Genomic DNA, 13,366 nt, shown 5'->3' on the forward strand with positions numbered 1-13,366 from the left:
GATCATCGACGGCCATCCCCATAGCAGAATCGAAGACCTCATGCCGTGGCGATTCCGCAAAACGTCAAGCCAGCCTCAATAGGGCCGCGGCTAAGCGCTTACGTTGGAAGGGGCCGCTACGTTTGATAGGCGGAGCCCATGATGACGACGAAGACCAGACGCAAGATCGACGCGGCACTGAAGGCAAAGATCGCGCTGGAAGCCGTGCGGGAGCAGGCGACGTTATGTGTGTGAAGCTTAGTTAGGTCGCGTGCAAGGTATCCAATCGCGCCAGGCCCTGTTCGATGAGCGATGCGGGGAGATAGCTAAAACACAGGCGTACATGATCGCCACTTCGTGGGCCATAATTGCGACCATTTATGAGATGAACGGCGTGCTCGCGACGTGCAGCCTCAATGAAAGTTTCAACCTCGATGCCAGCGGCCAACCGCACCCAAAACGAGAAACCACCGCTTGGTACGACATACTCTGGCTCGCAAAATCGGCTGGACTGCAAGAGCGTATGCAGGATATCCCGCTTGGCACGATAGTGCTGGCGCAGGCGCGCAATGTGCGCATCAATGGCGCCCGATTGCAACAACGCTAAAACGATATTACTGACGATGGGGCTTACGCCGCCATCGCATTTTAGCCGTGCAAGCCGGTTGATGATGTCCGACTCCGCAAGCACCCAGCCTACCCGTAACCCCGGTCCGGCGACCTTGGAGACGCTATGGATGTTGATCACGTTGCCGCCTGGTGCCAACCAATCAACCGTGCCGTTATAGGGCAGCTCCGCATACACAAGATCCTGTACCAACGCCACGCCATAGTGGTCCAGCAGCGCTGCGACCCGGGCCATATGGGTGCGCGACATCTGGCGCCCGGTCGGGTTATGAAATGCCGGCGTCGTATAGAAAAGCTTGACGCGGGTATGACTACGCAACGTTGCTTCGAGTTCATTCAGATCGACCCCTTCTGCGCACATACCGAGCTGGAGGATGTTCGCACCCACGATCGAAAACGTTCGCAGTGCGCCCAAATAGCATGGGTCCTCGGTCAGGACGATATCGCCTGGGTCGATCCAGGCGTCGGCAATCAATTGCAATGCCTGTGAAGCGCCACCCGTCAGGATAACTTGGTCATCGCGCACACCGTAGCGCCCTGCGAGCTTGGTACGGAGCTCGGGTAAACCTAGCGCATCCGTATACTGCGGCAGATCGGCGGATGCGACTCCGGTATCCCGGTTATATGCATCCGGCCAGGCCAGCTCTGTAAACATCACCGGATCGGGCAGGCCGTAACCGAAATTGATGGCGTGCTTCGCACCTGAGTAAGAGAACGGCGCAAAGCCCTGAGCGAGAGCGCTGCGGTTGGAGGCCCGCGAAGTCATGGTTTCGTCTCTCAAACAGATTGCCTCACCTGTTCTGTGCGAAAACGCGTGTTGTACGCTGCAATGAAGTTCGCAGATACCGCCGCACTGAAATACGGGAAGTCCACTCTTGCGCCCGGCAGCGCAGCTGCAGCAGCGGGTGTCTTGAGAGACGGCTGCCAGGATGCGCCGAAGAAATGCTGACCGTAGCGTATCGCCAGCTCAGGTACCACGGGATAAAGCAGACTCAGGAACAATGAGATCTTCGCGGCATTCCACTTACCATTGGCCTCGCGCGCAAAGTCGGCCGCCTCAAGGTACATGTCGATGATATCAAGCGCATCCCAGAAACGCAGTGACTCGATCGCATCGGCATAACGCTGAACCAGACTGCGGAGAGTGGGGCAGAGGTGCTTGTTGTCCACTGTGTGTGCGTTGTTGGCTGAGTGACGTAACGCATCCTCCCAGATCCGAAGGCGTGACGCTGCCATGATCAGGCTGTCAACATCGAAGTCGTTCTTATTGCTATCGAATGGCTTGGCCACGCGCGCCAGCGCGTAGCGGAGTACACTGGCGTCCACCTCTCGCGTCACTTCATCGGCCCAAAGGGCATGGTCACGACTGGTCGAGAACTTTTCGCCCTCGAGCTTGTAGAAGTCCTGGACGGAATGATTTTTGGGAATTGGGTAGCCGCGCGCGAGCAGGGTGCCTGTCACACCTACCGTGTAGTAAAAACGGTTATCTTGGCCCATGAAAAACAAAAGCTGGGTGTTCGGATCGTGCAATGCAGAGTGGGCGTCCAGATTGTCACGGTCGCATAGCTCGCGAATCCCAGTGTCGAAACTCCACAGGCCTTCAAACCATGTGAGTAGGGTTTGGCCAATCAAATGTTCAGGCTGTGTTAGCTTGATGCCATGACTGAAGTGGCGCGACATCGGCAAGCCATGTACGGCGCCGGCTAACCAAGTCCGCGCCTTGTCGCGGATAACCCCGGGCTAGGTGCTTTGTCCGATGGCTTTGTCCAGCACCTGAGCCAGCCGGGGCATATCAAACACGGCCTGCTTGATCGGCCTTAGCCCAAGTGTGCTGCCGCACGTGGTGTGCCGCGCGTCGCGTAGGGTGTCGTGCTGGACAGCTAGGCCACAGTTTTCGCACAGATTGCTGTCGGTCGTTGCATCGCATGCCGGACAGGTGCCAACTGCCAGCGAGTCGGCCACGAATTCGTCGCAGTGTTCGCAATAGAGCTGGACACCGTCGCGCACGTCGACATAGCCGGCCTCCTGCAACTCGCGGAAAATCGCCAGCGCATTCTCTTTGTGGATCTCGCTAGATGTACGCACAAACGCATCAGGCGTGATTTGCACCGCGCGCAAGCACTGCAAGATCTCGTGAATGTGCTTCTGTGCGACGTCGCTAACTGGTTGGCCGAGTTTTCGTGCTTTCACCAGCGTGTACGTGCCGTGCTCATCCGCACCCGTAATATAGTACGCGCGATGGCCGGCCATACGCTGAAAGCGCGTGAACATGTCGGCGAGTAAGTATACGCCGCCGACGTGCCCGAGATGTAGCTTGCCGTTGGGGCAAGGGGGAGCGGGACAGACAAAATAGGTCCGCATGTCAATCCCACCAAATAGATAGAAATTTGAGAGGGCTGTCCTGACTGACGTTACGGATAGTGTGCTGCTGGTATGGTTGCATGTAGCACAACGTCGTCTCGCTCACCGGCCTCATCTGGCCGTCAGCTTCGAACTCTCCATGCCCGGAAATCACCACCCACAGTTCGTGCTCGTGGTGATCGTGCAGATCGACCGCACCGCCGGGTGCGACCTCGACCACTGAGGCGCCGAACCCGGGGCTGAGACCATCCGGAAGATGCTCCAACAGACGGCAGACCAGCACGCCATATTCTGTTCGCATCAATGAATGATCGATCTGCTTGGTGTGCACGACAGTCCTTCCTTCCAAATCGGCGCTCACTCGCGATAGAATATGCCGTTAGGTGCGTTCAGGTTTTCCACATCCGATAGCTTGCCTTCGGGTGGGTTGTAGACGCGCTTCATGCGCATATACTCGGCACGCGTTGGTCCTCCAGTCGATGCGCGCTGGAAAACCAGGTAGAGCGCGCGGCGGGAGCGATCGCTCTTATTTGGCAGTGAATAGTGGGGGGCGTAGTCGTCGAAAATAAACACATCCCCGGCTTTCCATGACACCGGTTCCCATGTGAAGGTCTCGGCGACCTCTGGATTGATCACGCCACCGGCATCCATTGGAAACACTCCCTCCTTGTGGCGACCTGGCGTGAAGAAAAGACCGCCGTTGTCAGGCTCCGAATCGTCGATGGCAATGGCTGCCACTGCATGCACCATGCGTTCCGGTATCTTGTGTGGGATATGATAAATGTCCTGGTGCGGGCGGTAGCCGCCGCTATCAGGATACTTGAAGATCAGCAGCTCCTTTAGCATCCGCGTGTCCTCATCGAGTAGCGTCTCGACAGTCCTGCGAATGCGGCCGTCGGCTAACAGCGCCTCGCGCAGAGCGTCATGGTAATCCAGGAAGTTCTCCACCTTTGAGATAATCTTGCGATTGCCGGACGTCTTCTCGAACCACATCATCCATTTGTCGGCGCTTACATCCCAGCGCGCGACGTCGTCCACGAAATTGGAAATCCCGTCGCGAGCGGCTGGATCGAAGAAGCCTTCGAGCCGGAGATATCCGTCCTGTTGCCATTTCACTTTTTGCGACTCGGTCAGCATAGGCGAGCTCCTTTCCAAAAATTACAGGTAACCAGTTGTAGCCTTCACTCGAAGCGCAGCTACCAGCAGCGCATTCAAGGCCGTCGCGCCCAGTAGCGTCAGCAACATCGCGTCGAGACCAAATCCGCGGATCAACTGCCCGCCGACCAACGGAAAGCCGAACAATCCGAGGAAATATGCCAGCGTGAAGATTTGTGAGGTGACGGGCACGGACACCCCGTGGTCGATAGCAAGATTGACGGCCATTGCGTTGAGGGTGGAGTAGGTGAGTCCATAGCCTGTCGCGAAAATTGCTGTAGCCACGATGTAGAGTGGGGTGCTGCCGGTATTGACAATGAATAGGACCAGTGACGCACCAGTAGCTGCGAAGAGCGTGAGCGCAAGTCGGTGTACGGGCAGGCGGCCCATCACGTGGGCGAGAGAGAAGCGCAGCGCCACGCTGGACGCGGTAAAGATCAAAAAGAACGAATCGGAATTCAGGTGACGGGATGCGGCATAGGCGCTCTGATACGTCGACAGTCCCGAGAAAGTGCAGGCGGCAATCGCAATCATAACAATGGGGGCAGCTGTGGATTTTCGAACGAGCGCTACGGTCGCAGTTACCGTGATTCCGATATGCGGCATCGGCACTGCGGACAGGCCCAACATGGCACGTCGTGCAATTTCTACGCAGATGGTCGCGATGACGCATGCTATCGCGAACAGTACATAGACCATGGCCAAAGAGCCGGTGACGTTTGCCAAGAAGTGACCGAGTGGAGTGGCTAAACCGAGCCCGGCCATTTGTGAGCCGGACAAAATGGTTAAGTATTGGATACGTGCGGCGGGCCGTAGATGGCGAATGATCTGCAACGGCGACAAGATGAAGGCCACCGACCATCCCGCGCCCATCAGCATGCTGCCAGCATAAGCTGCTCGCTCATCGAGGACTGCGCCGGCAATGAGCAGCATGGCTAGCGCCATGGTGATCGAGGCGGCGGCCACTGTGGGCATAATGCCGATGCGCTGCGCGACCCAGCCTGCCGAGCAGCAGCACACGATCGTCACAACCATGGCGCTGGAGATCAGAAAGCCTGCGGTTTCACTGCTCTTACCGAGCGTCTGCATGTAGTCCGGCAACAGGAAGCTCGTGCCGTAAGCTGCTGCAATAACAATCGACGCGACCAGAAATGGTGCAAAAGCTCGGTGATGTAGCCTGACAGATAGCTCGTTCGCAGCTATAGCGGGAGCATCAACACGACGGCCGTGTCGGGGGGAGAACGACGCTTGGCTCATGTGATTGCGGCCATGTGGTGCGTGGACGGCATCGCATCCCGACCGCCTGGTTCGGGCATGTCTGAAGTGTCATAACCGTCCAGGATCTGCCGATCTGACGTATCCAGATAGAACGGTTGTCCGAGCAGGCTATTGATGATGAGGCTGCTGCGGTATGCGACCAGTGATAAATTGACGCTCTGCAGCCCATGCTGCAGGCGGCTTTGGTTCTGCAAATATACCGGCCCTGGCATGTGCTGATCGAACCGGACCGCGTAGTCCGGGCCGACGACAGGCTGGCTATCCTCCATGCGCGCGCCGCGAAGGAGCGTTTGCAAGAAGGGCGGGGTATGCGGCTGGAAGCCTGTGGCGAGCACGATGCGATCAACCAAGATGCTGTGATTTTGCTGCGCTGCGATCCCATTCAGATCGACTTGCCAACGTTTGTTGTGGGACGTGATGTCCGTTAGGACCACGCTGGACAACAAACGAAAACTGTCATCCAGCGTGCCCGCCACGCCGCGTTCGTACAACATGTCATAGAGGCGATTGCACAACTCGACGGAAATGCCGTCGCTTGTCAGCTTCTCGTGCTCCACGATGGCACGACGTTGCTGGAGCGGGAGAGCGTGAAAACGCCGGCTGTACCCCGGCATGTAAGCCTCGTTCACGAAACTGTTGTCGTCCATTGCAAACAGGTTTGTCCGCGACGTGACCCACGTAATCCGGGCCGCTACGGGACGACTCAGCATGTGCTCAACAATCTCAGCGCCGCTCTGACCACCTCCCACCACGAGCACGTGCTCGCCGACGTAAGGTGGATCCCGCTCGAGATAGTCGGCCGCATGATAGACGGCGTTGCCGATCAAGGGCCTAGCGCACGCGGGAATTTTCGGCTCTACGCCAACTCCTATCACCACAGCGCGCGCGAGGTATGTGGTTGAGCTCGTGTTGACGCGGTAGCCATCCCTGAAGGGCGCAATGTCGACCACCTCTTCGCCAAAGCGGAGCGTCTTGAGCCGGCGTGCGACCCACTGGTAATAGTCGGTAAATTCCCGCCGCGAGGTTGAGGCGTCGCGTCTGTTGACGAAGCTGTAGAGCCGCCCCTGTAGTGCTAGGTAGTTCAGGAAAGAATAGGGGCTGGTAGGGTCTACCAGGGTCACGCAATCCTTAAGTGGCGACACTTGTAGCCGGCTGTTCGGCAGCGCCAGTCCCGGATGCCAACAAAATCCCTCGCGTTTCTCTAAAAAGAGCGCGCGTAGCGGGGTAGGTTCAATCAGTGCCGCCAGGCTGAGGTTGAACGGGCCGATCCCGATGCCAATGACATCAAGCAAATCCACAGAGGCCTCTTTTCACGCTCGTGTAAAACCTATCCGCAGGGCGACGGAAATCGCCTACTCGAATTGGCAGCCTACAACCTGACGTCACGTGCGATACAAGCGCCTTCAGATGATCCAGCTGGATACCGACTTCAGCTGGATCGGTGCCGTGAAAGGCTAACTGAATTCGAACGCGCAGGAGAGTTTACGATGCATGGCGCGGTGCTGTGGCTGCTGATCCCCTTGCTCCGAAGAAGTGCGATTCGAGACTCGCCTGACTGCGCGGTTGCGTGCCGCACTCCGCCAGCAGATGCACAGACAACGACCAGCTTTCTTGACCCGTTCGCGGCAAAGGCGTTTCGGCAATTTCATCGGGCGCGGCGCCTTTGCGAGTTGTCTCTCGTGCTCGCAACCTATCCATATCGGCGCGGCAACGGAGGCCGAAGATAGATAGGCTTAACCCAACGTCTGATCACCTAGGGGCGTGATCCCGCTTGAATTGCTTTCAGGATAAAATGCTCGATCTTACCCAACGTCGTTCGAGGCAAATCGTTCGTGAAGATAATCTCGTGAGGCACTTTGAAGCGGGCGAGTTGCGCTTGCACATGCGCCGTCAGCGCTTGTTGTTCAATCTGAGCCCCCGAACGCCGAATCACATAGGCGACCGGCACCTCGCCCCAACTCGGATCCGACCGTCCGACGACCGCGCATTCCGCAACATCTGGGTGCTCCAGGAGGACACGCTCCACTTCCGCCGGATAAATGTTCTCTCCGCCGGAAATGATCAGATTTGGTTTTCGGTCAAGGATCCAAAAATATCCGTCCGCATCGCAACGTCCGATGTCGCCCGTGCGATACCAACCGTTGCGCAGCGCCTCGCGGGTTGCTTGTCCATTGCCCCAGTATTCGCAGAACACATTGGGGCCTCGCACCGCGATCTCGCCTGAGGTCCCTGCCGGCAATCGGTCGCCAGCATCGTTGATGATTGCCGCGTCGCAGCATAGGCCGGGGAGGCCAGTTGATCCCTCACGGGCAAGATCGCCACCGAGCTTTGTGTAGATCGCGATGGGACTGGTCTCCGTAGACCCATAAACCTGCAGCGCCGAGATCCCGCGCGCTGCGATACCTGCGATAACCTGCTGCGGGACCATGGTTGAACCCGTGGAGATCGCCTTCAGCGAGGATAGGTTGGTCGTCGGCCATCGGGGATGATCGATCAGCGCTTGAATCATGGTCGGTACTAGCACCGTTAGCGTAGGTCGATCCCGGTCAAATGCAGAAAGTGATGCGTCCGGCGTAAACCGTGGGAGCATCGTTATTGTTGCGCCGTGATGCAGTGCTGGTGTGGTCTGAATGTTGAGGCCGCCGACGTGGAACAGCGGCAACACGGTCAAGACGTGATCAGCTGAGGTGAGGCCGTGCATGTGCTGGCTCATCACCCCGTTCCACAGTAAGGCCTCCTGGCGCAGGACGGCACCTTTCGGCCGGCCCGTCGTGCCTGATGTGTAGACAATCAGAAGCGGGCAGGACAGGTCAGCATGGGCATTGCGACCATCGCCCCGACCTCCTTCAAGCAACTCATCCCAGCCGCTTCCGCAACGCGGCGCGAAATCAAGACCAACGATGGCGGTCGACGGCAGCCTCTCCGCTAAAACTGATAGAAGCGGCTCAAAAGCGTGCTCGAGCACCAGCACTTTGGCGCCAGCGTCAGACAAGATGAAGAGCTGCTCGGTTACAGCCAACCGCCAGTTCAGCGGCACGAGTATTGCCCCAAGTCGCGCGCAGGCATACAGCAGCACCAAATAGTCAGGCCGATTGAGGCTCAGGATCGCAACGCGATCACCTTTTTCGACGCCGAGCTGACTTTTGAGGGCCCGCGCCACCAGCTCGATGCGCCTGTTGAAAACGTCGTAGCTCCAGATCGTGCCCTCGAAACGGATCGCCGGCTTGTCCGGAGCGAACGCCGCGTTGCGCTCAATCAGTGTAAGAAGATCCATCATGTCGTTCGCGGTTTCACTTGAGCTAGCTGCCGCCGACGCTTTCGAAGATAGAGCCACTCAATCGTCGTGACGGAGATGGCAATCGCAATCAAATTGGGTGGATTGAAATTCTCGTCGTCTCAGGTCGACCGAAGATCTCTTAGTCGTTTGATCTTGTGGCGACGTCACGTAGACCGCGGCTTCTGCACTGGCGGCGAGACGAAATGACGGGACTGCAGTGTTTAGCCGGTGCGGCTTGCATGGTGCAGTATCGTCATGCTCTCTTTTTGAGCCTACGACCTGACGTCGCGTGAGTTTCAAGTCTCAATGAACCCGCGGCGATTCGGTGTTCCCTTCAAGATCCGCAAGCGGATTAGCTATTTGTGGGGATGGGATAGGTGACCCTTACGATGACGGGGACATCTGGAGCAGAGCATCTCGCCCCGTGCGCGGCCTTCGCTGTCACCGTCACATTCGGAGTACGCCGTAGTGCGGCGAGGTGATTGGGCTGTTGAGCGAGGCACTCAGAACGATTGCTAGCGCGTTTCTGGTATCGATCGGATCAAGAATGCCGTCATCCCACAACTCGGATGTCGCATAGTACGCGCTCGACCGCTCCCGATATTCTTCCAAGATCGGCTGGCGAATGGCTGCCAACTCCTCCCTGGAGAGGTGCCCGTCGTGACGGGCCAGCTGCCTTGCCTTGACATGTGTGAGCACGCCCGCTGCCTGCTCGGCGCCCATCGCCGAAATCTGAGACTGCGGCCAAGTGAACACAAAACGCGGATCGAAGGCCCGGCCGGCCATCGCGTAGGTTCCAGCTCCGTGGGAGGCGTTACAGACGATTGTAAATTTTGGCACAGACGCCCCGGAGACGGCCATGATCAACTTGGCGCCGTCCTTGGTTATGCCACGCCGTTCGTAGTCGCGGCCCACCATAAAGCCGGTGGTATTCTGCAAAAAGAGTAGAGGCGTTCGCGACTTGTCGCACAGTTGGATGAAGTGAGCGCCTTTCAGTGCGCTTTCGCTCAAGAGCACACCGTTGTTTGCGAGAATACCAACCTGATAGCCATGCAGACGCGCGAAGCCGCACACAAGAGTCTCGCCATAATTTGACTTATATTCGTGGAACCGGCTGCCATCAACCAGACGGGCGATGATCTCCCGCATGTCGAATTGCGTCCGAGGATCCCTCGGAACAATACCGTACAGTTCGGATGGACTATAGGCGGGCGGCTCCGGAGCGGCCCGGTTGATCGGGGCTTTTACAGGATCACTGAAGCGAGCGACAATATCTCGGGCAATTGCAATCGCATGCAGCTCCGAACTTGCAAGATAGTCGCTCGTCCCCGATACGCTGGTATGCAAGTGAGCGCCGCCGAGTTCTTCGGCGGAAATCTCAGCACCGGTGGCAGCTTTGACGACCGGAGGACCGCCCAGAAAGATCGCTCCTGTGCCCTCAACAATGATGTTGTAGTCGCTAAGCGCCGGGACGTATGCGCCGCCGGCACTGCAATGGCCCATGGCTATACCGACCTGCGGTACTCCCATCTTTGAAAGAATGGACTGATTGCGAAGGATTCGACCCGCGTGATAGCGATCAGCAAAGAACTCCGCCTGTAAGGGCAAGAAGCCGCCGGCACAGTCGCACAAATGAACGACCGGCAGGCGATTCTCGATCGCGATGTCCAAGGCCCGCACGATCTTCTTGACCGATAGCGGATACCACGCCCCGCCCTTGACGCTAGCGTCATCTGCGTGGATGACGACCTCTCGACCCGCGACAATGCCGATTCCGACGACCTGAGCGGCGCCGGGCACCCCACCATCATAGGCTTTGTTAGCCGCCAGCGTCGAAAGCTCGAGGAACGGGGTTTCTGGGTCAAGCAAAGCCTCGATCCGATCACGCACAAACAGCTTGTTTTGCCGCTTGAGACGCTCAAGATCCCGTACCGGACGCGCGAAGCGGGCGGCATGCTGACGCTCCTCCAATTCTTTTGCAAGTCGCCTGTTATGAACTTCGTTGAGCCGATAGTCTTCCGAATTGACATCCACCAGAGACGAGAGCTGCTGCATTTCAGGACCGCTCCTTGAGGAGCGTAACCAGTACAGCATCCTGTTCAAAGCTCTCGCCCTCCTTGAAGTGAATTCGCTCGACAATGCCATCTTGCGGCGAACGTATGACGGTCTCCAACTTCATGCTCTCGATCGTCATCAGGGCCGTCCCGGCAAAAACGGCCTGACCAGGCGAAACCCGGGCGACAATGACGACGCCCGGCATTGGCGCGCGAGCGACCGCTTGGCTTATCTCCTGCTTCGACGTGGCAAGCGTTCGCAATGGGTCCCGGTAATGCAAACTGCGCGTTTCGCCACTCATGTGCACGTGAATGGTTTCGCCATCAATGGCGAACCTGACGGGCCAGCTTTCACCCGCAATAACAACAACACCGCAGCCGTCACCGCGATGGGAGAACGCGACCGGGGCAATCACCCTGTCATGCAAGCAGAGACGGTAGTCCTCTCGGCAGCGTGACAGCCATAGCTGGTATTCGACGCCATCGACCTCAAAAGAGTGATTCACGTTAGTTTCTCCAACTGCCCAGCGCCGCGTGAAGGTCGGACACGGCATCTGCCGATTCGCGGACCGGTCCGGTCAGGAGGGCGCCTGCTACCAAGAAGGCCGATAAGTCGGCCCGGGGGTCGCCTGCGGCGATATGCGGATGTTCCTCAAGATAACCCGTGTGAATTTGTCCATGCAGAAATCCGTCGTCCGCGAGGATTCGGGCAAGGAAGCTTCCGTTGGTTGCGCAACCGAGAAGCACCAAGTTCCGCATCGCGCGATGCGCCTTTTGCGCAGTCTCGATACGGGATGGGGAATGCACGATGATCTTGGCGAGCAGGGGGTCGAATGCTGTCGTGATCTTCTGACCTTGCGAAAGGCCACTGTCGATACGTATACCGTCGCCGTTGGGATATTCGAGCACAAGGACCTTACCTGTTGTTGGAGCGTATCCGCGCTCCGGCGCTTCTGCACACAACCTGGCTTCGATCGCATGTCCGCTCGGCACAATGTCGGACTGCGCCAATCTCAGTGGGCGGCGCGCGGCGATGTGGATCTGTTCGGCAACAAGATCGACGCCGGTGATCATCTCGGTCACGGGATGCTCAACTTGCAAACGTGTGTTCATTTCCAGAAAATGGAACTCTCCTCCGCCAAGGATGAATTCGACAGTGCCTGCACTGTGATAGTTGGCTGCACGGGCGATGCCGACGGCGGCATCGCAGATCCGTTGACGTAACTCCGACGACAGCCCCGGCGCGGGCGCCTCTTCGATGACCTTCTGGAACCGACGCTGGATCGAGCACTCGCGCTCGAACAGATGGGTAACGTTTCCGAAGGCGTCGCCGAGCACCTGGACTTCGATATGGCGAGGGCTTTCGATATATCGTTCGACATAAAGCCGGCCATCTCCGAAGTAGCGCTGCGCCTCGCTGCGCGCCTGCGCAATTGCGTCCTCCAGGGCGCCGGTGTCGCGCACAATCTGCATGCCCTTGCCGCCACCGGCCGCGGAAGGCTTTACGACCAAAGGGGGGCTCATGGCTCGCGCTCTGCGCACAAAAGTCGTTGGATCATCTTCCTCGATGGCGCAAGGAGCGACTGGAAACCCGTGCCGCTGTACGAAGTTCCGAGCCCGGATTTTGTCACCCATCAGTTCGATGCTTTCGGGAGCAGGTCCGATGAACGTGATGCCGGCACTCGTAACGGCCCTGGCGAACTCCGCGTTCTCCGACAGAAATCCATAACCTGGATGCAGTGCACCAGCGTTCGCTTTTCGGGCGGCGGCGATAATCTGCGGGATGTCGAGATAGGCCGCAATCGGCGTACGACCGTCGATCGCGATGGCTGCATCGGCCATAGAGACCGCAAGCGTGCGGGCATCAATGTCGTGGTAGACGATCGCAGAACGAAGCCCCAGCTTGCGAAGGGTCTTGATGATACGAACGGCGATCTCCCCCCTATTGGCGATCAGAACGGTATCAAAAGGCAGTTCGTGCATGTCCGTACCTTCCGCTGCTTGGTGTGCCCGACCACAGACGTTGGGCTTGGGCGCGACGATCGTCCTGTCAGCCCGGCGTCACGTGTCACAACCGTTGATCGGATCGGTCTAAGGCGGCGGCACGCACACATGTCGCGGCACGAACACGATCAAGCGAAACCAGCGGTCGCGCATACCTCATCTCGGGCCGCCATTTCCTGTGGCAGCATCCCGAACTGAGATGATTTGGCGACATGGCGCGCTCAACCGGTGGATATTGGCTTTGAGACAGGCCGCGACGGCGTCCTCATCAGGTATGTGGGCGCCGCAGAGGCGAAACGCATCCGGTGTGCACGCCTGTCGCGCCTCCGCTGGGACCGGCCGATCTCGCGCACCTGCACTTGCGCAGCACAGAGCTGTCGTCATCGCAACGCCAAAAAGAGCGATTGTATAGTGACGCGCTGTGGGGCGCGACGACCCGTTGGTTCGCTGCTTGTGGTTCACTTCTATCCTCTGTCGGTGTGATCTATGATCTTGTTCATGCTGTCGAAAACGACACCAGCGCGTAAGAGACGCCGACGTCGTTTTTAGCTGCATGAGCGGTTGGCATGCTTCCGATGTTGCGTCCTCGCATCGGAAATCGTGCGATGGGCGAGCTTGCGTTCAAGCCCCG

9 protein-coding genes and 1 pseudogene are annotated in these 13,366 nt (G+C 58.2%); all 10 read right to left on the minus strand.

The annotated features are described in order from the left end of the window. Positions 1-241: 241 nt before the first annotated feature. Positions 242-1,372 carry an aminotransferase-like domain-containing protein gene (locus K3F49_RS32095; protein ID WP_234684907.1) on the minus strand — a complete coding sequence of 377 codons (1,131 nt, stop codon included), beginning with the start codon at positions 1,370-1,372 and terminating at the stop codon, positions 242-244. A gap of 11 nt (positions 1,373-1,383) precedes the next feature. Then, positions 1,384-2,967 (minus strand): annotated as a pseudogene (locus K3F49_RS32100) (class I tRNA ligase family protein). A 1-nt stretch (position 2,968) separates the two neighbouring features. Continuing rightward, positions 2,969-3,298, minus strand: coding sequence for a cupin domain-containing protein (locus tag K3F49_RS32105; protein WP_234684908.1), 330 nt, complete (start codon positions 3,296-3,298; stop codon positions 2,969-2,971). Between the two features lie 26 nt (positions 3,299-3,324). Beyond that, positions 3,325-4,104 (minus strand): phytanoyl-CoA dioxygenase family protein, encoded by a 780-nt coding sequence (locus tag K3F49_RS32110; RefSeq protein WP_234684909.1) that lies wholly within the window; start codon positions 4,102-4,104, stop codon positions 3,325-3,327. 21 nt (positions 4,105-4,125) lie between these two features. Beyond that, on the minus strand, positions 4,126-5,379 hold the full coding sequence (locus tag K3F49_RS32115) for an MFS transporter (RefSeq protein WP_234684910.1): 1,254 nt from the start codon (positions 5,377-5,379) through the stop codon (positions 4,126-4,128). After that, positions 5,376-6,698 (minus strand): lysine N(6)-hydroxylase/L-ornithine N(5)-oxygenase family protein, encoded by a 1,323-nt coding sequence (locus K3F49_RS32120; protein WP_234684911.1) that lies wholly within the window; start codon positions 6,696-6,698, stop codon positions 5,376-5,378. The genes K3F49_RS32115 and K3F49_RS32120 overlap by 4 nt, the downstream gene beginning before the upstream one ends. Positions 6,699-7,153: 455 nt before the next feature. Next, the gene (locus K3F49_RS32125; protein WP_234685069.1) at positions 7,154-8,674 is read right to left on the minus strand and encodes a class I adenylate-forming enzyme family protein; all 1,521 of its coding nucleotides are present in this window, start codon (positions 8,672-8,674) and stop codon (positions 7,154-7,156) included. A 450-nt stretch (positions 8,675-9,124) separates the two neighbouring features. Then, on the minus strand, positions 9,125-10,732 hold the full coding sequence (locus K3F49_RS32130) for an acyl-CoA carboxylase subunit beta (protein WP_234684912.1): 1,608 nt from the start codon (positions 10,730-10,732) through the stop codon (positions 9,125-9,127). 1 nt (position 10,733) lies between these two features. Next, positions 10,734-11,237, minus strand: a complete 504-nt coding sequence (locus tag K3F49_RS39490) for a biotin/lipoyl-containing protein (protein WP_234684913.1) — start codon at positions 11,235-11,237, stop codon at positions 10,734-10,736. Position 11,238: 1 nt separating this feature from the next. Then, positions 11,239-12,714 (minus strand): acetyl-CoA carboxylase biotin carboxylase subunit, encoded by a 1,476-nt coding sequence (locus K3F49_RS32140; protein WP_234684914.1) that lies wholly within the window; start codon positions 12,712-12,714, stop codon positions 11,239-11,241. Between the last annotated feature and the right edge of the window lie 652 nt (positions 12,715-13,366).

This window comes from Bradyrhizobium monzae (genome assembly GCF_021458635.1).
GTDB lineage: Bacteria > Pseudomonadota > Alphaproteobacteria > Rhizobiales > Xanthobacteraceae > Bradyrhizobium.